We start from the raw sequence: 22277 nt of genomic DNA, 5'->3' as shown, positions 1-22277 counted from the left end.
AGGCGATGCCATAGAGGGGCCGTGGCCGTGCTTCAAGCACGGTTGGCGTGGGCGGACACGGTTGCTACGGCGTCCCCGTTACAGGATTCGCGGAAAAAGGGGGCCAAGATGGCGTTGCGCAAGCTCGTGGCAGGCAATTGGAAGATGAACGGATCGATCGCGGCGCTGGCCGAGCTCGATGCGATCGCGGCGGCCGCCAAGGCCAATGGTAACATCGACGTCGCGATCTGCCCGCCTTTCACGCTGATCGCCCCGGCCGTCGCGCGCACGCCCGAACTCACGATCGGCGCGCAGGATTGCCACGCCGCCGCAAAGGGCGCGCATACCGGCTGCATCAGCGCCGCGATGCTTGTCGAAGCGGGCGCGACTCTCGCGATCGTCGGCCATAGCGAGCGCCGCGCCGATCAGCATGAAACCGATGCCGAGGTGCAGGCCAAGGCCGCCGCCGCCATCGCCGCCGGCATGCGCGCGATCGTCTGCGTCGGCGAAACCGAGGCCGAGCGCGACGCCGGCCGCGCGGTCGCGGTGGTCGAGGGCCAGCTCGACGGATCGATCCCGCGCGACGGCACCGGCGTTACTTTGGTCGTCGCTTATGAGCCCGTCTGGGCGATCGGCACCGGGCGCACCCCGTCTGTCGGCGACGTTGCCGAAATGCACGCGGCGATCCGCGCGAAGCTGGGCGCGCTGCTGGGCGCGGAAGGCGCGAAGGTCCGCATCCTCTACGGCGGCTCGGTGAAGCCGGACAACGCCAAGGAACTCCTCTCGGTCGCCGATGTCGACGGCGCGCTGGTCGGCGGCGCGAGCCTGACCGCGGCGCAGTTCGTGCCGATCATCGAAGGCGGTGCGGCGGCGTCTTAACTCCAACCGTCACCCCGGACTTGTTCCGGGGACCACCGGGAGAGGATCGCTGCGCATCCGTCTCTTGTGTGGCGCAAAAGAGTTGGTGGACCCCGGCACAGGGCCGGGGTGACGTTTAATCATGTTCAAACGTTGAACCTTCGCGCCTGATCGACTAGATCGCGCGCAATCCTGAAACTGAAAGCGTATCGATGCTCACCTTCCTTCTCGTCGTCCATGCCATCATCGCCGCTGCTCTCGTCGCGGTGATCCTGATGCAGCGGTCGGAAGGTGGCGGCCTGACCAGCGGCAGCAATGCCGGTGGCCTGATGAGCGCACGTGGCGCTGCGGACTTCATGACGCGGGCGACCACGATCCTCGCCAGCCTGTTCGTGCTGCTCAGCATCGGCCTCGCCGCGCTCGCTTCGGTCACGCATGGGCCGAGCGACATCGATACCTCGCTGGTCGGCAAGACCGCGACCACCCAGTCGCAGCCCGCACCGCAGCCGGCCCCGGCCGATCCGCTCGCCGCCGCCGCGGCACAGGGTTCGGAAGCGCCCGCCGCCAACGGCGCAGCACCCGCCAACTAACTTTCCTTTTATCGCGGCGATCCGCCGTCCTTCGGGGCGGTGGTCGTCGCGCGTGTCCACAGCTTTTTTGATGCTTTTCGGAGTCGCCGCCTTGCTCTCGTCCCATGTCCGCGTCTAAGCCCATACTCCCATGACGCGGTTTATTTTTATCACCGGCGGCGTGGTCTCCTCGCTTGGCAAGGGCCTCATGGCGGCCAGCCTCGCCGCTCTCCTTCAGGCGCGCGGCTACAAGGTCCGCATCCGCAAGTTCGATCCTTATCTGAACGTCGATCCGGGCACGATGTCGCCCTATCAGCACGGCGAGGTCTTCGTGACCGACGACGGGGCTGAGACCGATCTCGACCTCGGCCATTATGAACGCTTCACCGGCGTTCCGGGCCGCCAGTCGGACAACATCACGTCGGGCCGGATCTATCAGACGATCATCGCGAAGGAACGGCGCGGCGACTATCTGGGCGCGACCGTGCAGGTGATCCCGCACGTCACCGACGCGATCAAGGAATTCTCCCGCGCCGACGTCGATGGGCTCGATTTCGTGCTGTGCGAGATCGGCGGCACCGTGGGCGACATCGAATCGCTGCCCTTCATGGAGGCGATCCGTCAACTGCGGAACGACCTCGGCCGCCAGGCGACCTGCTTCGTCCATCTCACCCTGGTGCCGTACATTGCGGCCGCGGGCGAGCTGAAGACCAAGCCGACCCAGCACAGCGTGCGCGACCTCACCTCGCTGGGCATCCAGCCCGACGTGCTGGTCTGCCGCTGCGAACGGCCGCTGCCGGAGAATGAGCGCGCGAAGATCGCGCTCTTCTGCAACGTGCCCAAGGAAGCGGTCATCCCCGCGCTCGATGCCGGCAACATCTACGAAGTGCCGCTGCAATACCATGCCGAAGGGCTGGACGATGCGGTGCTCGCCTCGTTTGGGATCGAGACCGACAATATCGGTGGCGGCGAACCCGATCTGTCGCGCTGGACCGAGATTCTCGACCGGATCGGCAATCCCGAAGGCGAAGTCACGATCGGCGTCGTCGGCAAATATGTCGGCCTGCTCGATGCGTACAAATCGCTCCACGAGGCGCTTCAGCACGGCGGCATCGCCAACAAGGTGAAGGTCAACATCCGCTGGATCGACGCCGAGCTGTTCGAACAGGACGAAGGCGAGATCGCTGCGCAACTCGAGCCGATGCACGCCATCCTCGTCCCCGGCGGCTTCGGCGAGCGCGGGTCGGAGGGCAAGATCGCCGCGGTCCGCTTCGCACGCGAGCGCAAGGTGCCCTATTTCGGCATCTGCCTGGGCATGCAGATGGCCTGCATCGAAGGCGCGCGGAACACCGCGGGCATCGCCAAGGCATCGACCACCGAATTCGGCCCTACGGACGAACCCGTCGTCGGCCTCATCACCGAATGGATGACGGGCGAGGGGCTTCAGAAGCGCGAAGCGGGCGGCGATCTGGGCGGCACGATGCGGCTGGGCGCCTATGACGCGAAGCTGACCGGCAACAGCCACGTCGCGACCATCTATGGCGGCACGGAGATCAGCGAGCGGCATCGCCATCGCTACGAAGTGAACGTCGGCTATCGTGACGCGCTCGAAAAGGGTGGCCTCGTCTTTTCGGGCATGTCGCCCGACGGCGAGCTTCCCGAAATCGTCGAGCGGCCCGACCATCCGTGGTTCGTGGGCGTGCAGTTCCACCCGGAACTCAAGTCCAAGCCGTTCGAACCGCACCCCCTGTTTGCGAGCTTCATCGAAGCCGCAGTCAAGCAGAGCCGGCTGGTCTAACATCACGTCGCCCCCCGGGCGCGAAGTCGGGACCGAAGGTCGTGATCTCGACGCGCAGCAGCGTGCGTTGCGGCGATCCGCCGGGCCGCGCCTTGCGGAATTCGCGGATCGCGTCGATCCCGAAGCTGTTCTGGCCGGGGCCGAAGCGGACGGTGGCGGCGCTGTCCCAGAACAGGGCGTCCATAGCGTCGAGGTCGTTCGCCATCAGCGCGGCCTCATAAGCGTTGAAGGCGGCGCGGACTTCCGCGACGATCTTGGGATCGTCGACGGTCAAGCCAGCCGCTCCGCATGCCAGCGCAGATGATCGTCCATGAAGGACGAGATGAAATAATAGCTGTGGTCGTAGCCCGGCTGCATGCGCAGCGTCAGACCGATCCCCGCCTTCGCGCAGGCATCGGCCAGCAGATGCGGTTTCAACTGCTCGGCTAAGAATCCGTCAGCCTCGCCCTGATCGACCAATATGTCCGCCACGCGGGCACCATCCTCGATCAGCGCGACGGCATCATGCTTGCGCCATGCGGCCGTGTCGGGGCCAAGATAGCCGCCCAGAGCCTTGTGGCCCCACGGCACCTGAGCGGGCGCGACGATCGGCGCGAAGGCGGAAACCGCGCGGAAGCGATCGGGAAAGGAGAGGGCGATGGTCAGCGCGCCGTGCCCGCCCATCGAATGGCCTGTGATCGACTGACGGCTCATGTCCGCCGGAAATTCTGCCGCGATCAAGGCGGGCAGTTCGTCGGTGATGTAGGACCACATGCGGTAATTGGCCGCATAAGGCGCCTCGGTCGCGTCGACGTAGAAACCGGCACCCAGCCCGAAGTCCCAGCTGCCCGCCGGATCGTCCGCCACGCCTTCGCCGCGCGGGCTTGTATCGGGCGCTACAAACATCAGGCCGAGTTCGGCGCACAGGCGGCGATATTCGCCCTTCTCGGTTACATTGGCGTGCGTGCAGGTAAGGCCGGACAGATACCAGACGACCGGCACCGGCCCGGCCTTCGCCTGCGGGGGCACGAAGACGCTGAAGGTCATGCGCGTGCCCGTGGCGGCGGATTGATGGGCATAGACGCCCTGCGTGCCGCCGTGGCTCGCGCTGACCGACAGCGTCTCCATCGTCATGCCGCGTCGAACGAGAAGGCGGCGATCTTGTTGCCGTCCGGATCGCGCAGATAGGCGCCGTACATGTTCGGCAAAGCGGGGCGCGGCCCCGGCGCGCCGGCGCAGGTGCCGCCATTGGCGAGGCCCGCCGCGTGGAAGGCGTTCACCTGTTCCTTGGTGCCGCCGTTGAAGCCGATCGTGCCGCCGTTCGCGTAGGTTGCGGCTTCGCCGTTCTCCGGCTTGCCGACCATGAAGGAGGGCGCGCCCTCCGCCTTGTAGATGGCGCGCGGGATCGCCGGGTTCGACTTGGGATAGCCAATGGCGCTGAGCGCCGCGTCGTAGAAGGCGCGCGACTTTTCGACGTCGTTCGCGCCCACCATGAAGTGCGTGATCATCTCGTTCTCCTTTGCGTCAGCGTCAGCCGGGAATGTTCATTCCGCACAGCTTGTTGCCATCGGGATCGCGCAGATAGGCGAGGTACATCTTGGTGCCGCCGACGTCGCGGATGCCGGGCGCGTCCTCGCAGGTCGTGCCGCCATTTTCGGTGCCCGCCTTGTGCCAAGCATCGGCTTCGGCGGTCGATGCCATCTTGAAACCGATGGTGCCGCCATTGGCGTGGCAGGCGGGTTCGCCGTTGATCGGCTTGGTGATCAGCAGCATGCCGCCATTGTGCATGTAGATGATCCGGCCCTTGTCGTCGGCGAAGCCGGGCTTGCCGCCGGTCGCGCCGATGAGGGCATCGTAGAACTTCTTCGATTTTTCGACGTCGTTGGCGCCGAGCACGACATGACTGAACATATTCCGTCTCCCTTGTTTCTTGCCTTGCCTACTACCGAAATACGACGGTCCGCCGACCGTTGAGGATCACGCGCCGTTCGGCGACCCAGCCGACCGCGCGGGCCAGCACCTGCGCCTCGATATCGCGGCCCATGCGGATCAGGTCGTCGATCGAGGCACGATGATCGACGCGCTCGACCGCCTGTTCGATGATCGGGCCTTCGTCGAGATCGTCGGTCACGAAATGCGCGGTCGCGCCGATCAGCTTGACCCCGCGCTCATGCGCGCGGTGATAGGGCTTGGCGCCCTTGAAGCTGGGCAGGAAACTGTGGTGGATGTTGATGCAGCGCCCGCTGAGCATGTGCGACAGTTCGGGCGAAAGGATCTGCATGTAGCGCGCGAGGATCAGGTAGCTCGACCTAGTGCGCTCGAAATGATCGAGGATCGCTTCTTCCTGCGCGGGCTTGCCGCCTTCTGTCGGAAGCTCATGGAACGGCACGCCATGCCATTCGGTCAGGCGGCGGAGCGTGGGGTGATTCGAAACCACGCCCATGATTTCGACCGGCAAGCCGCCGCTTTTCCAGCGATGCAGCAGATCGTTCAGGCAGTGCGACCCCTTCGACACGGCCAGCAGGATACGCGGCTTGTCCGCGGTGTCGTTCAACTGCCAGTCGAACGCGAACTGCTCCGCGACCGGTGCCATCGCCTCGCGCAATGCCGCCGTATCGCCCGGAAAGCCATCGGTCGCGGCCTTGAACTCGACCCGCATGAAGAAGCGGCCGCTGTCGAGATCGGCATATTGCTGGCTGTCGAGGATGAAGCCGCCCCGCTCGGCCAGAAGGCCGCTGACCGCCGCGACGATGCCGGGGCGATCGTCGCAGGTCAGCGTCAGAACCCAGGAACGGGGACGGTCATTCATCAGTAAACGACCACCGACCGGATCGACTTGCCCTCGTGCATCAGATCGAAGGCGGTGTTGATCTCCTCCAGGCCCATGACGTGGGTGATCATCGGATCGATCTCGATCTTGCCGGTCATGTACATGTCGACGATCTTGGGCACGTCGGTGCGGCCCTTGGCGCCGCCGAAGGCGGTCCCGCGCCAGTTGCGGCCGGTGACGAGCTGGAACGGGCGGGTGGAGATTTCCTTGCCCGCTTCGGCCACGCCGATGATGATGCTGGTGCCCCAGCCGCGATGGCATGCCTCCAGCGCGGTCCGCATCACGTCGGTATTGCCGGTCGCGTCGAAGGTGTAGTCGGCGCCGCCGTCGGTCATCAGCACGATCTTGGCGACGACCTCCTCACGGCTCAGCCCCTTGCTGTCGAGGAAGTCGGTCATGCCGAAGCGGCGACCCCATTCCTCACGATCCGGATTGATGTCGACGCCGATGATCTTGGCGGCGCCGGCGAGACGCGCACCCTGGATCACGTTCAGGCCGATGCCGCCCAGACCGAAGACGACGACATTGTCGCCCACCTGCACCTTGGCGGTATTCACGACCGCGCCGACCCCGGTGGTCACGCCGCAGCCGATATAGCAGCTCGACTGGAACGGCGCGTCCTCGCGGATCTTCGCGACCGCGATTTCGGGCAGGACGGTGAAGTTCGAGAAGGTCGAGCAGCCCATATAATGGAAGATCGGCTGCCCCTTATAGCTGAAGCGGCTGGTGCCGTCGGGCATCAGCCCCTGGCCCTGCGTTGCGCGGATCGCGGTGCACAGGTTGGTCTTGCCGGACAGGCACGACTTACACTGGCGGCATTCGGGGGTGTAGAGCGGGATGACGTGATCGCCGGGCTTCACGCTGGTCACGCCCGCGCCCACTTCGCGCACCACGCCCGCGCCCTCATGGCCCAGGATCGAAGGGAAGATGCCTTCGCTGTCGAAGCCGTCGAGCGTGTAGGAATCGGTGTGGCAGATGCCGGTCGCCATGATCTCGACCAGAACCTCACCTGGCCGGGGGCCTTCCAGATCGACTTCGACGATTTCGAGCGGCTTCTTCGCCTCGAACGCGACGGCGGCGCGGGTCTTCATGGCTTTGTATTCCCCGGATTGGATTCGTTACCGGGGCGGACACTAGGCGGAGGGGGCGTCGGCGCAACAGCAAAAAGGCGGCCCTTCCGCGTGGGAAGGACCGCCTTTTCGTTTTGCGCGAACGCGGGTTGGATTAGGCGAACAGCTTCGCCCAGGCGCGCTTGGCGCGGCCCTTCCAGTGGCCACGGTGATAGGCGTCCGACGCCAGCAGCGGGATGACCGAGCCGGCTTCGGCGAAGACCATCTGTTCGATGCCGGTGTTCACCTTGCCCCACGAAGCCGCTTCCTGCAGCGTCGAGGAGGAGCAGGCGCCGTCACGCACGTCGGCGACGGTGATCTGCACGGCATATTTGTGAACCGCGACATCCTCATGGCCCAGGATCTCGGCGCAGACGACCGTGTCCTGAATGAAGTTCTTCGGCACGCCGCCGCCGACCATCAGCAGGCCGGTGCTGCCCGCCGCGATCTTGATCTCGGTCAGTTCGCGGAAGTCGGCGATGCTGTCGATCGTCAGGTACGGACGGCCCGCCTTCATCGCATCGACCTGATGCTTCACCAGGCCGAAGCCCGCCGACGAGTCGGTGAAGGCCGGGCAGAAGATCGGCACGTCATGCTCATAGGCGAGCTTGACGAGGCTGTTTTCCTTCTTGCCGTGCTCGACCAGATACTTGCCCATCTCGCGGATGAAGGCGCGCGACGAATAGGCCTTGGGCTCCAGCGTCTCGGCGATCTCGAAGATCGTGTGGTCGACGTTCTGGAGGTCTTCCTCGTCGATATAGGTGTCGTAGATGCGGTCGATGTAGAGCGAGCGCAGCGTGTCGTCGTCGGGGATTTCCAGCGCCTGATAGTGCTTGTGGCCAAGCCCTTCGAAGAAATCCATGTCGACGATGGTGGCGCCGGTGGCGACGATGCCGTCGACCATCCCGCTCTTCACCAGTTCGGCATAGGCGTCCATGCAGCCGCCGGCCGAGGTCGAACCCGCGATCACCAGGAAGATGGTGCAATCCGGATCGGCGAGCATGTCGTTATAGATGCGGGTCGCGCGGGCGAGGTCGCGGCTCGTGAAGCTCATCTTGCCCATCGCGTCGATGATCGGGCGCGCATCGAAGCTGGTGATGTCGACATGCTCGACGACGGTCGAGAGCAGCTCGGCCTTGCGGGTGTCGTTGATGGCGGCGTCGGTCATGGTCTTCTCCAACAAACAAATACCGTCACCCCCGCGGAGGCGGGGGCCCATCCAGGCTGTTCTCACAAGATGAGACTGGATGGGTGCCCGCCTTCGCGGGCATGACGGTGGAATTAGTGTCTAGGCTCTTACAGCGTAATGACGTTCGACGGAACCGCAGTCGCGGGTTCATCGTCGATGACGTACATCGTCGCCATCGGTTCGTCGTCCATCTCGACCCGCTCGCCGGCGGTGAAGCCGTTGAAGCCGGTGCGCATCGCGCAGCCATAGGCGCCGAGCATGCCGATCTCGATATAATCGCCCGGCTGAACATCGGCCGGCAGATTGAACGGACCCGCCATGCGATCCATGTCGTCGCAGGTGGGGCCGTAGAAGCTGAAGCCGATATCGCGCACGTCCGATTCCGGTTCACGCAGCAGCTTCACCGGGAAGCGCCAGCCGACATGTGCCGCATCGAACAGCGCGCCATAGGCGCCGTCGTTGATGTAGAGTTCGTCACCGCGGCGACGCTCCACGCGGACCAGCAGGCTCGCATATTCCGCGCACAGCGCACGGCCCGGCTCGCACCACAGTTCGGACGAGTAGGACACCGGCAGGCTTTCGAACGCCTTGTGGATGGCGTGGAAATACGCCTCCATCGCCGGCGGCTCCATGTCGGGATAGATCGACGGGAAACCGCCGCCGACGTCGATCACGTCAACGGTGACGGCCGCCTGCACGATCGCCGCGCGCACCTTGTCCATCGCCTGCACATAAGCCTGCGGGCTCATCGCCTGGCTGCCGACGTGGAAGCAGATGCCAAGCGCGTCCGCCGCCTGGCGGGTCCGCTGCAGCAGCTCCTTCGCTTCGGTCAGCTCGACGCCGAACTTGGAGGCCAGGCTCAGCTTCGAATGATCCGACGAAACCCGCATGCGGACGCACAGGGTCAGATCCTCGGCGCCCTTGGTCGCCGCGACGATCTTGTCCAGCTCCTCGATCGAATCGAGCGAGAAGGTGCGGACGCCATGTTCGAAATACGCTTCCTCGATCGCTTCGAACGCCTTCACCGGGTGCATGAAGCACAGGGTCGATTCCGGCAGGATCGAACGGACGAGGCGGACCTCGGCGATCGATGCCACGTCGTAATGCGTGACCCCATTCTCCCACAGGATGGGGAGAAGGTCGGGAGACGGGTTCGCCTTGACCGCATAGAGCGGGCGGCCCGGAAACTTCTCGACGAAGAAACGGGCGGCACGCGCAGCGGCGTGAGGACGAAGGAGCGTGACCGGCTGAACCGGACGAAGGGCAGTCGCTAGCCCCAGCGCGCTATGATGCTTGTGCAACTCAAGGGACCTCCAATGCCACAGGCAAGCCCGCGGTCTTCAGTTTCAACGAAAGCTGCCTTGCGGTGGAAGTCCCATGGGGCAGCGAGGGGCGGCATATATGGCGCGCCGACATGCGTGTAAAGTTGCGATATGCGGTTCAACGCGATTCATTCACCATAGGTCGCAGCCGCTTTCCGCAAACGGGATCGGCCGTGATTGACGGGGGATGTTGGGAGTCCGTTCCGACCGCCAAAAACCCCTGTAATCCGGGCTCCGGCGCTGATATCGAGTGACGATGTCAGCGCACGCGCACCACCACGATCACGGGGCTCATGGCCACTCCCACGGGCATGGCCACGGCCATTCGCACGGGCATGATCATGGTCCGATGTCCTACGGGCGCGCTTTCGCGATCGGAATCACCCTCAATATCGTCTTCGTGGCCATCGAAGCGGGGGCGGGTTGGCTGGCCGATTCGGTCGCGCTGATCGCCGATGCCGGGCACAATCTGTCGGACGTGCTCGGCCTGTTCATGGCCTGGGGCGCCTATGTCCTGTCGAAGCGGCGCCCGAGCGAGCGCTACACCTACGGCTTGCGCAGTTCGTCGATCATCGCGGCCCTGCTCAACGCCATCCTGCTGCTGGTCGCGTGCGGCGCGATCATGCTCGGCGCGATCGAGCGGCTGATCGAGCCGGTCCAGCCCGAAGGCGGCATGATGATGGCGGTCGCGGGGGCGGGGATCGTGGTCAATCTCGGCACCGCTCTGCTGTTCATGAAGGGTGGCCACGATCTCAACATTCGCGGCGCCTTCCTCCACATGATGGCCGATGCGGCGGTGTCGGCGGGCGTGGTCGTGGCGGGGCTGCTCGTCCTCTATACCGGGCAGTCGTGGATCGATCCGCTGGTCAGCATCATCGTGGTCGGCGTGATCGTGTGGGGGACGTGGGGGCTGTTCCGCGCGTCGCTCACTTTGTCGCTGCAGGGCGTGCCGCAGGGGATAGATCCGGTGGCTGTAGGCGCGGCGCTCAAGGCGCTGCCGGGCGTCACCGCGGTCCACCATGTCCATATCTGGCCGACCAGCACGACCGAGACCGCGCTGACCGCGCACCTTGTCATGCCCGAAGGCGCCGACGATGCGTTCCTGTCAAAGAGCGCGGCGGCGATGCGGCACGACTTCGGCATCGGCCATTCGACCTTCCAGATCGAACGCGGCGAATGCGCCGACGATCCGCACCATGAGGCGCATTGCGGCGATCAGGGCTGACAGCTAATGGAGCCGCACTGGCTCCGTAGCTCAGCAGGATAGAGCAAGCGTTTCCTAAACGAGAGGTCGGGGGTTCGAATCCCTCCGGGGCCACCACAACAATCCTCGATACATGGTCCCGGCGCGCGGAACGGACGGCTTTAACATGGGTTATCTCGGCTCCCATCCCAACAGGAGGCAGCCGCCTGTGGCCCCGTCGACCGATCCTTATGCCCTCGTCGTCGACGATGACGCCTTCGTGCGGATGCACGCCGCCGATATCCTGACAGAGGCGGGGTTTCGGTGTCTGGAGGCGGGCAACGGCGATGAAGCCTGGGATCTGATGCAGGATGAGGATTGCGGCGTGATGCTGCTGTTCACCGACGTCGAAATGCCCGGCGGCATGAACGGCTTCGAACTCGCGCGTCGCGTCGCGGATCATTGCCCCGATGTCGATATCGTGGTCGCCAGCGGACGGATAGCGCCCAAGGCGGGCGATCTGCCGCCGAAAGCGATCTTCATCGGCAAGCCGTTCAGCGCGAACGTGGTCCACGATCATCTGCGTGAAATGCTGCCCGACGGAAAGAAGCCCGAGCCGCTGCGCCGCGCGGTCTAGCCGCGGTTGAGTTTCGGGCGGCTCTCGTCGGTTTCCAGAAGGCGCTGGCCGTAGAGGGCGGCGAGTTCGCGATGGACGGCGGCGCAGGGATCGCCGGACTCGGCGGCCATCCTCAAACTCTCGGTGCGGCGGGTTTCCAGATAGTCCCGATCGAGGGGTTGCATGGCAAAGCTCCGTTTAAAGCGGCAGCTTTCCCTTTGCTGTCAGTCGACGTCGCGCTCGGGCAGAAGGCGTCGATGAAGCGGCTATAGCAGGTGCATGTTACGTCCGCATTGACGTGCATCAAGTCGGGCGTCGCCGATGATAGAGATGCGTCGTCATCGCCGCGCCCAACACCGGTGCGAGCAGGTTGGCGAAGGGCACCAGAAACAGCCCCGTCACGGTCGCCCCGACGAAGAAACGGCCGATCCGCGACGATGCCAGCCACGCCGCGCGCGATGCGCGATCGCCGTGCCGCAGCGCCACCATCTCGCCCAGATCGCGCCCCAACGCCGCACCGTTGACCGCGACGAACAGGGCGACCGGGCCGATCACGGTGAACAACAGCACGATATAGAAGGGCAGGGCGATCAGGTTGTAGAGCAATACGCGCCCTGCCGAACGCAGCCCCAGCAGGGCGACGGCGGCCCAGCCCGGCGACCGCGCCGATGTGGCGGTGTGCGGATAGTGGCGCGCCTCGACGATTGCGACCACGCGGTCGATATAGGCGCACAGCACCGCGATCGCGATGGCGGGGAAGAGGAACCAGCCCGCAAGCAGCGTCAGCATCACCGCGCCGAAGCCACCGCCAGCCACGCCCAGCGGGCAGCTGTCGTCAAACCAGGCGCAGGGATCGACGCCCACCAGCGCCCAGCCGGTCAGCGCCGCCAGCGCTGCGAAGATCAGCAGGGTCACCAGCATCGATCGGATCAGGATGCCGATGATCCGCCGGTCGGAAAGGTCGCTGAGCGACAGGAACAGGCTTTCGATCATCGGGCGGTTACGGCCCGCGCGGCGCTTGGTTCCCCACAAAAGACAAGGCCCAAAAAGAAAAGGGGGGCCCTTTCGGGCCGCCCAGTCTGCTCCGGGGAGCGGGATATCAGAACTTGAAGCGCGCACCCGCGGTGAACGCGCGACCGACCTGGTCATAGACCGAGATGATGGTCGGCAGGTTCAGGCCGGGGATGGTGCCCGGAATGAGCGGCGGCTTCTTGTCGAACAGGTTGTTGACGGTGCCGAAGAACTCGATGTCGCCACCGAAGGCGTCGATCTTCTTGCTGATCGTCATGTCGGTGTACCACACCACCGGCACCTTCGGATCGGCGAACACCTGGTTCTGGCCGGTCGCAGCCGGGAAGCCGAGCTTCGACGAACCGATATATTGTTCGGAGATGAAGACGCCCCAGCCATTGTTCTCATAGTTCACGTTGAACGTGCCGCGCCACTTGGGACGGGCGATCGGCTGGTTGCCGGTGGCCGCACGACCTGCGTTTTCGAGCACGACCTGCGTGGCCGACTGCTGCGTCTTGAAGCTGTCGAGATAGTTCACATAGGCGCGCAGGCTCAGATTGCCGTTGCCCAGTGCGGTCCGATACGACGCGTCGATATCGATGCCCTTCGTCTTGAGCGCTGCGATGTTCGCCGGGGCGATACGCACGCTGGTCGGGAAGGCCGTCGGCGACGGACGGGTCACGAGTGCGCATTCCGGCGCATTCGCGTCGAGGCGGCAGTTGTTGACGATCTGCGCCGTCCCCAGCGTACCGATCGCATCGTCGATCTTCAGGTTATAATAGTCGACCGAGACCGAGAAGCCCCGCAGGAAGCTGGGGGTCAGCACGCCGCCGAAGGTCAGCGTGTCGGCCTTTTCCGGCTTCAGGGCCGCGTTACCGCCGGTGATCTGCGGAACGTTCGAGGTGATGCCCGAGACCGGATCGTTGAGCGTGCCGATGCCCGAGCTGTCGCCTGCGAACAGATCGTAGAGCGCAGGTGCGCGGATGTCGCGCGACCGCGTGATGCGGAACAGCACGTCGCTGATCGGCTTCCAGGTGCCGCCGACCTTCCACGTCTCGACCCGACCGCTGGTCGAGTAATCGGTGATACGGCCCGCCGCGTTGACGTCCAGCGCCTCGAAGAACGGCGTGTCCTTCAGGATCGGAACGCTGATTTCGGCGAAGGCTTCCTTCACGGTCACGCGGCCATTGGCGACGCCGGTGTTGGTGAGGTTGTAGTAGAGCGCCGTCGTCGGCACGCCGCGCAGGCCCGCGAAATAGGCGTTACGCAGCGCGGTGGTCTGCGCCGCAGTCGCGCCGGCCAGCGTTGCCGGATCGGAGTTCGAGGTCAGGTGCAGCTTCTGGCGGCGCCATTCCGCACCGATCACGACGTCGACCGGGCCGGCCGGGAGATCGAACAGCGAGCCCTGGATCGCGCCCTGCAACTGGTCCTGCTTGGTTTCGGCGCGGTAGCGCGAAACGCCGTTGGCCCAGTTGTAACCGCCCATCGTGCCGGCGGCTGCGCCGACGCCCAGAATGTTCAGCGGCTGGCAGCCCTGATATTGCGACGCGACGGTCGGATCGAGCAGGACGCGGCAGGTGATCTGCCCGTTCGCCGGATTGCGGACCGCGTCGATAGCCGCATAGACTTTCTTGATGTCGAAGGTCTGCTGCGCGAGCTTGAAGACCGACTCGCTGTGGACGTAGCCGAGGTTCCAGCTGAAGTTACCGAGCTTACCCTCTATACCCGCCTGACCCATGTAGAAGTCGGTGCGTTCCTTGGCCTTCAGCGTGCCCATCTCGCTCAGATAGTCGGAGAGGGTGAAGGAGCCGACGCCCTGCGCGGTCATCGCGGCCTGAACATTGGCCGGGATGTACGGGTTGCCGCTGTAGATCGTCGCGACGTTCGGCGGGGTGAAGGCGTTGGCGAGCGAATTGTAGCGCAGATCGCTGCGCGTGAAGATGCCCTGCGCATACACGTTGATGTCGTCGGTGACGTCGTAGCTCACGCGGCCGAAGGTCTGGTAGGTGCGCAGCGGGGCGACCGCGGTGCTGTCGGCCGGGATCGTATAGCCGTCGCCGCCCACCGAATAGCCGGGCGTGCCGATCTGCGTGCCGATGTTGAACGGCACGGCCTGACCCTGCGCGTTGAAGCGGAAATTGTTGAAGCTGAAGCCGGCCGGGCCGTTGATCAGGCCGCCGACGGTCGCGTTGTTGATCGTCGTGTTGTTGTAGATCACGAACGGGTTCGCGGCTGAACCGCCGGGGCTGCCTGCAAGAAGGGCGGCGCGGTTCTGACCGGCATAGAGATAGTTGCCACGGCTCGACACGCGATCCGAACGCAGCATGCCGCGGCTGTTATAATATTCGCCGCTAAGCAGGATGTGGCCGCGATCGTCGGCGAAGTCGGTGCCGTAGGCGAGGCCGAACTTCTCGTTGCCGTTATTGCCGCGCTGATCGACGCCGCCCTGGATCACGCCGGTCAGGCCGGTGAACTTCTTGTTCAGGACGAAGTTGACGACGCCCGAGACGGCGTCCGAACCGTAAGCGGCCGAAGCGCCGGCGGTCACGATGTCGACGCGCTCGACGAGCAGGTTCGGGATGATGTTGACGTCGACGACGCCGCGGAAGGTCGTCGGCGGCATGCGAACGCTGTCGAACATGATGAGCGTGCGCTCGGGGCCGACACCGCGCAGGTTGAGCAGATTGCCGTTGGCGGCCGACGAGGCGAAGTTGTGCGTGGAGCGGGCCGGGCCGCTCGACAGGCTGAACTGCGGAAGCTTGTTGAGGCCGTCGGCGATGTTGGTCGGGGTCGCCTTGGCAAGGTCGGCGGTCGGCGCGACCGTGACCGGGGTCGGCGCGGTATAACCGTCGCGAACGATGCGCGAGCCGGTGACGATGATGTCCTGAACGCCGCTGTCGTCAGTGCTGGTCTCGGCCGGGGCCGGAGCCGGTTCGACCGGAGCCGTCTGCGCCGCTGCCGCCGTGGATACGAGCACCGTGCTCGCCAACAGAGCAGACTTCACCCATGCCTTCATCACTATCTCCCAACAGTCAATTCTGTTCTCCTGTGCATTTTTGCCGATCTCAATTTTGCATGTCAATGCCATTTTTGAGCAACTGTAGCGCTACTGCCTCCCGATTGGGCTCCGGGTGCTGCAATTTTTTGCACCGATCCGGCGTTCGTGCGCTGGCCCGTGCGGAAGCCAAATCGTCGCATTTGTCCTTAGCTGCGCACAGGATTGCGAAGGCGCAGAGCGGATAACTCGATTCGGTGGCGCTCCGTTTGTCGACGCAGGCATCGAGGCTCGGTTGCGGAAGGTTTGACTTGGGGCTAATTCTGCACAAGAGTATAGAAAAGGGTCGAACGAGGATTGCCATGAAAGTGACGAAGAAGGCGGCGCTGGCTTGCAGCGCGATCGCGCTGGCTTTTGCGGGCGGAATCGCCTGTTCGCGCGGGGCTACGGGCGACGTCGCCAATGCCGACGGTGCCGATTGGGGCTCCTATGGCCGCACCAGCGACGAGGATCATTTCAGCCCGCTGACGCAGATCAGCGATAGCAATGTCAGCCGACTCGGCCTCGCCTGGTCGATGGATCTCGACACCTATGACAGCTTCACCGCCCCGCTCGAGGTTGGCGGTGTGCTCTATTTCGGTGTCGGCAGCTCGGTGGTCAGCGCGGTGGACGCGGTCACGGGCAAGCAGCTGTGGCAGTTCGATCCGGAAGTTTCGAAGGTCGTCGGGCATAAGCTGCGCGCCGGCTGGGGCACGCGCGGCATCGCTTATTCGCAGGGGCGCGTCTTCACCGCGACCCGCGACGGCCGCATGATCGCGATCGACGCGAAGACCGGCAAGCAGCTCTGGTCGGCGATGACGCTCGATCCCAAGGACGATGCCTATATCAGCGGCCCGCCCTGGGTTGCGGGCGACAAGGTGATTATCGGTTTCGGCGGCGGCGATTACGGCCCCGTGCGCGGTTATGTCACCGCTTATGACGTCGCGACCGGCAAGAAGGCGTGGCGTTTCTACGTCGTCCCCGGCAACCCCGCGAACGGCCCCGATGGCGAAGCGTCCGACAGCGTGATGGACATGGCCGCCAAGACGTGGACCGGCGAATGGTGGAAGGTCGGCGGCGGCGGCAACGTCTGGCACGCAATGGCCTATGACAAGAAGTATGACCGCGTGTACCTCGGCACGGGCAACGGCTTCCCCTGGAACCAGAAGCTGCGCAGCCCCGGCGGCGGCGATAACCTCTTCGTCGCCTCGATCGTCGCGGTCGATCGCAAGACCGGCAAATATCTCTGGCACTATCAGGTCAATCCGGGGAACACCTGGGACTATAATGATGCGATGGATATCCAGCTGACGACGCTGAATATCGAGGGCAAGCCGCGCGACGTCATCCTGCACGCGCCGAAGAACGGCTTCTTCTACGTCATCGATCGCACGACGGGTAAGCCGATCTCGGCCGGCCAGTTCGCCCCCGTCAACTGGGCAAGCCACATCGATCTGAAGACGGGCCGTCCGGTCGAAAACCCCAAGGCGCGCTATCCCGATGGCGAACCGTTCATCATGTGGCCGTCGCCCACCGGCGCGCACGCCGTCCAGACCATGTCGTACAATCCCAAGACCGGCCTGGTTTACATTCCCCAGATCGAGCAGCAGCGCGTCGTCACCGATCCGCCGAACCTTGCCGAGTGGAAGTATAAGGAAGGCATGTTCGTCAACACCGGCCTGGGCCCGGTGCCGGCGGGCATGAAGACGGCCGCGCCGAGCAGCAACCTCGTCGCCTATGATCCGGTCGCGGCCAAGGTTCGCTGGAAGATCCCGCAGAGCGGCATGATCAACGGCGGCACGATCACGACCGGCGGCAACCTGATCTTCCAGGGGCTGAACACCGGCAAGTTCACCGCGCTCGCGGCCGACAGCGGCAAGACGCTGTGGGAGTTCGATGCGCAGAACGGCATATTGGGCAACGCCATCACCTATACGGTGAAGGGCAAGCAGTACGTCACCGTCATCACCGGCTTTCGCTCCTCCTTCGCGAACACGCCCAACTGGGATTATCGCGAACAGAAGCGCCGCGTGCTGACCTTCGCGCTCGACGCCAAGGCCAAGCTGCCCCCGGTCGAGCCGCTGGACCAGCCGATCCAGGACGATCCCGCCTTCGTGGTCGATGCCGACAAGGCGAAGATCGGCGGCGGCGTGTTCAATTCCAGCTGCATCATCTGCCACGGCGCGGGCATGATCGCGGGCGGCGCCGCCCCCGATCTGCGCAAGTCGGCGATCCCGCTCGATGCCGATGCGTTCAAGCAGGTCGTCCATGACGGCGCGCTGATGGATCGCGGCATGGGCAAGTTCGACAATCTCAGCGATGCCGAACTCGAAGGGCTGCGCCACTATATCCGCCAGCGGGCACGCGAGACCGCGCAACCCGTGGCTCCGAACCCGGCCGCGAAGTGACCGTGGCACCGGAGGACCGTCAGGTCCGCACCGGCGCGATCGTTCTGGCGGTCGCGGCGGTGGGCATTGCGGCGGCGGCGGGGATGAAGCCCGTCGCCACGGCCGCACCCGCGCAGCCGGGGCGCGACTGGGCCACGTTCGGCGGCGCCGACGAGCAGCATTACAGCCCGCTCGATCAGATCAACCTGACCAACGTGAAGCGGCTCGGCATGGCCTGGTCGCTCGATCTCGATGACGGGCCGAACGCGATGACGGCGCCGATCGCGGTCGACGGCATCGTGTACTTCACGACGGGCTACAGCGTGATCCACGCGGTCGATGCGCGCACCGGCAAGCCATTGTGGCGCTACGACCCGCACGCACCCGAAGTGGCGGGCAAGAAGATGCGCGCCGCCTGGGGCAGCCGCGGCATCGCTTATGCGCATGGCAAGGTCTTCACCGGCACGATCGACGGCCGCCTGATCGCGGTCGATGCGAAGACCGGCGTGGAGGCGTGGAGCGTCCAGACTCTGCCCAAGGACGATGCGAGCTACATCACCGGCGCGCCGTGGATTGCGGGCGACAAGGTGGTGATCGGCTTCGGCGGCGCCGATTTCGGCCCGGTGCGCGGCTATATCACCGCGTACAATATCTCATCGGGCAAGAAGGCGTGGCGCTTCTTCCTCGTCCCCGGCGATCCCGCGAAGAAAGATGGCGAAGCCTCCGACAAGGCGATGGAGATGGCCGCCAAGACCTGGACCGGGCAGTGGTGGAAATATGGCGGCGGCGGCACTGCGTGGAACGCGATGGCCTATGATCCCAAGCGCCGCCTGCTGTTCGTCGGCACCGGCAACGGCACGCCGTGGAACCAGAAGATCCGCAGCCCCGGCGGCGGCGACAATCTGTTCCTGTGCAGCATCGTCGCGATCGACGTCGATACCGGCGAATATCGCTGGCACTATCAGGAAAATCCGGGCGAGACCTGGGACTTCAATTCGGCGATGGACGTCGAACTGGCGACGCTGACGATCGACGGGAAGCCCCGCGACGTCGTAATGCACGCGCCGAAGAACGGCTTCTACTACATCATCGATCGCGACACCGGGAAGCTGCTGTCGGCCAAGAATTTCAAGCCCGTCAACTGGGCGACCGGCATCGACATGAAGACCGGCCGACCGATGGAAACGCCGTGGGCGCGCTTTCCGAATGGCAAGGCGGTGATGCTGTCGCCGGCCTATGTCGGCGCGCATGCGGCGGAGTCGATGAGCTACAGCCCGAAAACCGGGCTGACCTATATCCCGGCCTATGAAGTGCCCAAGGTCTATGTCGATCCGCCGAACCTGAAGGATTGGACCTTCAAGCCTGGCCAGGTGATCAACAACGGTATCGGCGCGCCGCCGCCCGATATGGTGCCCCCGCCGGGCAAGGCCGAATTGCTCGCCTGGGATCCGGTGAAGCAGCGCAAGGTGTGGAGCGTGCCGCAGCTTGGCATGCGTACCGGTGGTGCTACCGCAACCGGCGGCGATCTGGTGTTCCAGGGGCAGGCCGACGGCCTGTTCAAGGCGTTTGACGGACGCAACGGCAAGGAATTGTGGCGCTTCGACATCCAGAACGGGGCGCAGGCGCACCCGATCACCTATCTGGTCGACGGCAAGCAATATGTGACCGTGATGGCCAGCTGGCGTGGGACGGGGCCGACCGGCCGCAAGCCCGATTTTGATTATTACACGACCAAGCGGCGCGTGATCACCTTCGCGCTCGACGGCACCGGCAAGCTGCCGCCTGCCGCACCGTTGACGCCGATCGCCGACGATCTCGCCTTCGTGGTCGATCCCAAGCTCGCCGATGCTGGCAAGGGGCTGTTCGCCGCGCATTGCGCCTCGTGCCACGGCCCAACGACCTTGTCGGGCGGCGCCGCGCCCGATCTAAAGCGTGCCGGCGCGCCGCTCAATTACGATGCGTTCGCCTCGGTCCTGCATGATGGCCTTCTCGTCCCGCGCGGCATGCCGCGTTTCGAGGAGTTCACGCCGGCCCAGATCGCGTCGCTGCAACATTATATCCGGCAACAGGCGCGGGTCGCGCTCGCCAATGATGGCAAGACCAGCGCCGCCGTGGACAGGGAAGCGAGACGCGTTGATGCAGGCCACTGATGTTACGACAATCGATCGCGACGGTGATGTCGCGATCGTCACGATCGATTATCCGCCGGTCAACGTCCTGTCGGCGGCGGTGCGGCAGGGGATATCGGGCGCGCTTGCCGAATTGTCGGCGGACGATGCGGTCAAGGCCGTCGTCCTGATCTGCGCGGGCAAGACCTTCTTCGCGGGCGCGGACATTACCGAGTTCGGCAAGCCGCTTGCCGAACCCACGATCCGCCAGTTGGAAGAGATCATCGAGGATACGCCCAAGCCCGTCATCGCCGCGATGCATGGCACCGCGCTGGGCGGCGGCTTCGAACTTGGCCTGTCGGCGCACTATCGCGTGGCGGCCGCATCGGCGAAGATGGGCCTGCCCGAGGTCAAGCTGGGCCTCCTTCCCGGCGCGGGCGGCACCCAGCGCCTGCCGCGCGTCGTCGGCGTCGCCAAGGCGCTCGAACTGATGACGGTCGGTGATCCGGTGACGGCCGAACAGGCGGCGTCGATGGGGCTGGTCGATCAGGTCGTCGACGGCGATCTGCGCGCCACCGCGATCGCCTTCGCGAAGTCGAAGATCGGCGCCCCGCTGGAGCGCATCCGCGATCGTTCGGTCACAGTAGATCCCGCGCAGATCGCCGCGTTCCGTGAGGCCAATGCCGACAGGTTCCGCAATCTCGACGCCCCCGAAGCGATCATCAAGACGGTCGAGGCAAGCGCGCTCCCCTTCGCCGAGGGTATGGACCGCGAGCGCGATCTGTTTCGCGAACTGATGGCCGGTCCGCAATCGGCGGCGCTCCGCTACGTATTCTTCGCCGAACGGCAGGCCGCCAAGGCCGAACCACTGCCGGCGGACGCCGTCGATCGCCTGACTGCCGCGAAGGACACCGAACTCGCGCTGATCAACGAAGGCGCTAAGCTGCTCGACGAAGGGCTCGCCCCCCGCGCGCTCGAAGTCGATGCGCTGGCGGTGAAGGCGCTAGGCTGGCCCTCCTATCTCGGCGGCCCGCTCTATTTGGCGGACAAGCAGGGGCTGCCGACCATCATCAAGCGGATGCGCGCCGACGGGATCGAGCCGTCGCCGCTGATCGAACGGCTCGCCGCCGAAGGAAAGGGATTCACCCAGGCATGACGATGAAGGCCGGAACCATCGCGATCACGGGCGTCGGCGAAACGCCTATGGTTCGCGCGAGCCAGCAGTCGCTGCTCGAAATGACGGTCGACGCCAGCATGATGGCGATCGCCGATGCGGGGCTGAAGCCGCAAGACATCGACGGCTTCGTCGTCAACCGCAACAGCCACTCGGCCGACGAACTCGGCTTCGCGCTGGGCATCGACAAGCGCCCGTTCAGCGCGATCACCGACACGGTCGGCGGCACCGGCCCGACGGGATCGGCGCTGACGCTGGCATTGCTCGCGATCGAGGCGGGCCTCGCGCGCCACGTCCTCGTCCCCTACGGTTTTCAGGCGACCCGCCCCGGCGGCCCCTATGGCTTCCACTCGCGCGAGCCGCTCAAGGCCGATCTCGAAATGCCGGTCGGCTATTTCGGCCAGCCCAGCTACTTCGCCGCGATGGCGAACCGCTATGCCCACGAATATGGGCTGAGCGAGGAGGAACTGGCCTCGGTCTCGATCACCTTCCGCAAATGGGCCGAACTGACCCCGGCCGCGCAGAAGCGCGATCCGATGGATCTGGAGGGCTATCGCAAGAGCCCGATGATCTCGACGCCGTTCCGCGTCGCCGATTGCTGCCTGATGACCGATGCGGGCGCGGCCTATGTCGTCAGCCGCGCGGACGAGGCGCGCGACATGGCGCAGCCGCGCGTGCTGGTCGACGGCCTTGGTCTGGGCACCACGCGTTGGCCGCATTCGATGATGTTCACGCAGGCGCCGTCGATCTTCGACTTCCCCGGTCGTGAATCCGCCAAGCCGGCGTTCGAAATGGCGGGCGTCACCGCTGCGGATCTCGACCTTGCGCAGATCTATGACGGCTTCAGCATCTCCGCGCTCGTCCAGGCCGAACAGCTTGGCCTGTGCGGCGAGGGGGAGGGCGGTAAGTTCTTCCATGCGGGCCATGCCGCGCCGGGCGGTAAGATGCCGGTCAACACATCGGGCGGGCATATGTCGGGCGGATACCTTCCCGGCATCACCCTGCTGATCGAAGGCGTTCGCCAGCTTCGCCACCAGCGCGACGCCGCGCAGGTGCCCGATGCCACGCTCTGCGCCGTCACCGGCCTTGGCGGCAATTCGCACGCCACCACCATTTTGCGGAGAGGCTGAT

At 65.1% G+C, this 22277-nt stretch carries 20 protein-coding genes and 1 tRNA gene; 10 read left to right on the top strand and 11 right to left on the bottom strand.

All coding sequences use genetic code 11. The annotated features are described in order from the left end of the window. Positions 1-108 precede the first annotated feature (108 nt). From tpiA to EOD43_RS13520, 3 genes are all read left to right on the top strand, one after another. On the top strand, positions 109-858 hold the full coding sequence (gene tpiA, locus EOD43_RS13530; RefSeq protein ID WP_127744366.1) for a triose-phosphate isomerase: 750 nt from the start codon (positions 109-111) through the stop codon (positions 856-858). A 191-nt stretch (positions 859-1049) separates the two neighbouring features. Continuing rightward, the gene (gene secG, locus EOD43_RS13525; RefSeq protein WP_127744365.1) at positions 1050-1427 is read left to right on the top strand and encodes a preprotein translocase subunit SecG; all 378 of its coding nucleotides are present in this window, start codon (positions 1050-1052) and stop codon (positions 1425-1427) included. 130 nt (positions 1428-1557) lie between these two features. Then, on the top strand, positions 1558-3204 hold the full coding sequence (locus EOD43_RS13520; protein ID WP_127744364.1) for a CTP synthase: 1647 nt from the start codon (positions 1558-1560) through the stop codon (positions 3202-3204). On the opposite strand, the gene EOD43_RS13515 is transcribed toward EOD43_RS13520, so the two are convergent. From EOD43_RS13515 to EOD43_RS13480, 8 genes are all read right to left on the bottom strand, one after another. Further along, positions 3182-3478, bottom strand: coding sequence for an AtzH-like domain-containing protein (locus EOD43_RS13515; protein WP_127744363.1), 297 nt, complete (start codon positions 3476-3478; stop codon positions 3182-3184). The genes EOD43_RS13520 and EOD43_RS13515 overlap by 23 nt on opposite strands. Next, entirely contained in the window at positions 3475-4311 is an 837-nt protein-coding gene (gene fghA / locus EOD43_RS13510; protein ID WP_127744754.1) for an S-formylglutathione hydrolase, read from the bottom strand. The genes EOD43_RS13515 and fghA overlap by 4 nt, the downstream gene beginning before the upstream one ends. A 2-nt stretch (positions 4312-4313) precedes the next feature. Beyond that, entirely contained in the window at positions 4314-4691 is a 378-nt protein-coding gene (locus EOD43_RS13505; RefSeq protein ID WP_127744362.1) for a VOC family protein, read from the bottom strand. Between the two features lie 22 nt (positions 4692-4713). After that, complete coding sequence (locus EOD43_RS13500) at positions 4714-5094, bottom strand: VOC family protein (protein WP_127744361.1); 381 nt, start codon at positions 5092-5094, stop codon at positions 4714-4716. A gap of 31 nt (positions 5095-5125) precedes the next feature. Next, the gene (gene purU / locus EOD43_RS13495) at positions 5126-5992 is read right to left on the bottom strand and encodes a formyltetrahydrofolate deformylase (RefSeq protein ID WP_127744360.1); all 867 of its coding nucleotides are present in this window, start codon (positions 5990-5992) and stop codon (positions 5126-5128) included. Continuing rightward, positions 5992-7104: an S-(hydroxymethyl)glutathione dehydrogenase/class III alcohol dehydrogenase gene (locus EOD43_RS13490; protein WP_127744359.1), complete on the bottom strand. Its 1113-nt coding sequence runs from the start codon at positions 7102-7104 to the stop codon at positions 5992-5994. Before EOD43_RS13490 ends, purU begins: the two co-directional genes overlap by 1 nt. 133 nt (positions 7105-7237) lie before the next feature. Next, positions 7238-8290: a 1,9-bis(guanidino)-5-aza-nonane synthase gene (locus EOD43_RS13485; protein ID WP_127744358.1), complete on the bottom strand. Its 1053-nt coding sequence runs from the start codon at positions 8288-8290 to the stop codon at positions 7238-7240. Between the two features lie 128 nt (positions 8291-8418). Then, positions 8419-9612 (bottom strand): type III PLP-dependent enzyme, encoded by a 1194-nt coding sequence (locus EOD43_RS13480; protein ID WP_127744357.1) that lies wholly within the window; start codon positions 9610-9612, stop codon positions 8419-8421. A gap of 277 nt (positions 9613-9889) precedes the next feature. On the opposite strand from EOD43_RS13480, the gene EOD43_RS13475 reads away from it, so the two are divergent. From EOD43_RS13475 to EOD43_RS13465, 3 genes are all read left to right on the top strand, one after another. Further along, a complete protein-coding gene (locus EOD43_RS13475) occupies positions 9890-10858 on the top strand; it encodes a cation diffusion facilitator family transporter (protein ID WP_127744356.1) in 969 nt (322 codons plus the stop codon). Between the two features lie 19 nt (positions 10859-10877). Then, positions 10878-10954: transfer RNA gene (locus tag EOD43_RS13470), tRNA-Arg, on the top strand. A 91-nt stretch (positions 10955-11045) separates the two neighbouring features. Next, the gene (locus tag EOD43_RS13465) at positions 11046-11453 is read left to right on the top strand and encodes a response regulator (protein ID WP_127744355.1); all 408 of its coding nucleotides are present in this window, start codon (positions 11046-11048) and stop codon (positions 11451-11453) included. Here EOD43_RS13465 and EOD43_RS23675 read toward each other — a convergent pair. From EOD43_RS23675 to EOD43_RS13455, 3 genes are all read right to left on the bottom strand, one after another. Beyond that, complete coding sequence (locus EOD43_RS23675) at positions 11450-11617, bottom strand: hypothetical protein (protein ID WP_164857226.1); 168 nt, start codon at positions 11615-11617, stop codon at positions 11450-11452. The two genes, EOD43_RS13465 and EOD43_RS23675, sit on opposite strands and share 4 nt — an antisense overlap. 118 nt (positions 11618-11735) lie before the next feature. Next, positions 11736-12464, bottom strand: a complete 729-nt coding sequence (locus EOD43_RS13460) for an EI24 domain-containing protein (RefSeq protein ID WP_240653184.1) — start codon at positions 12462-12464, stop codon at positions 11736-11738. A 67-nt stretch (positions 12465-12531) separates the two neighbouring features. Beyond that, complete coding sequence (locus EOD43_RS13455; RefSeq protein WP_127744354.1) at positions 12532-15459, bottom strand: TonB-dependent receptor domain-containing protein; 2928 nt, start codon at positions 15457-15459, stop codon at positions 12532-12534. A 341-nt stretch (positions 15460-15800) separates the two neighbouring features. Here EOD43_RS13455 and EOD43_RS13450 point away from each other — a divergent pair, with 341 nt between their 5' ends. From EOD43_RS13450 to EOD43_RS13435, 4 genes are all read left to right on the top strand, one after another. Beyond that, positions 15801-17885, top strand: coding sequence for a PQQ-dependent dehydrogenase, methanol/ethanol family (locus tag EOD43_RS13450; RefSeq protein ID WP_127744353.1), 2085 nt, complete (start codon positions 15801-15803; stop codon positions 17883-17885). Between the two features lie 83 nt (positions 17886-17968). Continuing rightward, entirely contained in the window at positions 17969-20014 is a 2046-nt protein-coding gene (locus tag EOD43_RS13445; protein WP_127744752.1) for a PQQ-dependent dehydrogenase, methanol/ethanol family, read from the top strand. Further along, on the top strand, positions 20001-21128 hold the full coding sequence (locus EOD43_RS13440) for an enoyl-CoA hydratase-related protein (protein WP_127744352.1): 1128 nt from the start codon (positions 20001-20003) through the stop codon (positions 21126-21128). The genes EOD43_RS13445 and EOD43_RS13440 overlap by 14 nt, the downstream gene beginning before the upstream one ends. Next, on the top strand, positions 21125-22276 hold the full coding sequence (locus EOD43_RS13435) for a thiolase family protein (protein WP_240653182.1): 1152 nt from the start codon (positions 21125-21127) through the stop codon (positions 22274-22276). The genes EOD43_RS13440 and EOD43_RS13435 overlap by 4 nt, the downstream gene beginning before the upstream one ends. Position 22277: the final 1 nt, after the last annotated feature.

Source organism: Sphingomonas crocodyli, from assembly GCF_004005865.1.
Classification (GTDB): domain Bacteria; phylum Pseudomonadota; class Alphaproteobacteria; order Sphingomonadales; family Sphingomonadaceae; genus Rhizorhabdus; species Rhizorhabdus crocodyli.
The sequence above is the reverse complement of the archived record's forward strand: the minus strand, read 5'-3'. Positions and strand labels throughout refer to the sequence as shown.

Coding starts and splice junctions, on each gene's coding strand:
- tpiA (WP_127744366.1), top strand. CDS start 109: ATGGCGTTGCGCAAGCTCGTGGCAGGCAATTGGAAGATGAACGGATCG.
- secG (WP_127744365.1), top strand. CDS start 1,050: ATGCTCACCTTCCTTCTCGTCGTCCATGCCATCATCGCCGCTGCTCTC.
- EOD43_RS13520 (WP_127744364.1), top strand. CDS start 1,558: ATGACGCGGTTTATTTTTATCACCGGCGGCGTGGTCTCCTCGCTTGGC.
- fghA (WP_127744754.1), bottom strand. CDS start 4,311: ATGGAGACGCTGTCGGTCAGCGCGAGCCACGGCGGCACGCAGGGCGTC.
- EOD43_RS13505 (WP_127744362.1), bottom strand. CDS start 4,691: ATGATCACGCACTTCATGGTGGGCGCGAACGACGTCGAAAAGTCGCGC.
- EOD43_RS13500 (WP_127744361.1), bottom strand. CDS start 5,094: ATGTTCAGTCATGTCGTGCTCGGCGCCAACGACGTCGAAAAATCGAAG.
- purU (WP_127744360.1), bottom strand. CDS start 5,992: ATGAATGACCGTCCCCGTTCCTGGGTTCTGACGCTGACCTGCGACGAT.
- EOD43_RS13490 (WP_127744359.1), bottom strand. CDS start 7,104: ATGAAGACCCGCGCCGCCGTCGCGTTCGAGGCGAAGAAGCCGCTCGAA.
- EOD43_RS13485 (WP_127744358.1), bottom strand. CDS start 8,290: ATGACCGACGCCGCCATCAACGACACCCGCAAGGCCGAGCTGCTCTCG.
- EOD43_RS13475 (WP_127744356.1), top strand. CDS start 9,890: ATGTCAGCGCACGCGCACCACCACGATCACGGGGCTCATGGCCACTCC.
- EOD43_RS23675 (WP_164857226.1), bottom strand. CDS start 11,617: ATGCAACCCCTCGATCGGGACTATCTGGAAACCCGCCGCACCGAGAGT.
- EOD43_RS13455 (WP_127744354.1), bottom strand. CDS start 15,459: ATGAAGGCATGGGTGAAGTCTGCTCTGTTGGCGAGCACGGTGCTCGTA.
- EOD43_RS13450 (WP_127744353.1), top strand. CDS start 15,801: ATGAAAGTGACGAAGAAGGCGGCGCTGGCTTGCAGCGCGATCGCGCTG.
- EOD43_RS13445 (WP_127744752.1), top strand. CDS start 17,969: ATGAAGCCCGTCGCCACGGCCGCACCCGCGCAGCCGGGGCGCGACTGG.
- EOD43_RS13440 (WP_127744352.1), top strand. CDS start 20,001: ATGCAGGCCACTGATGTTACGACAATCGATCGCGACGGTGATGTCGCG.
- EOD43_RS13435 (WP_240653182.1), top strand. CDS start 21,125: ATGACGATGAAGGCCGGAACCATCGCGATCACGGGCGTCGGCGAAACG.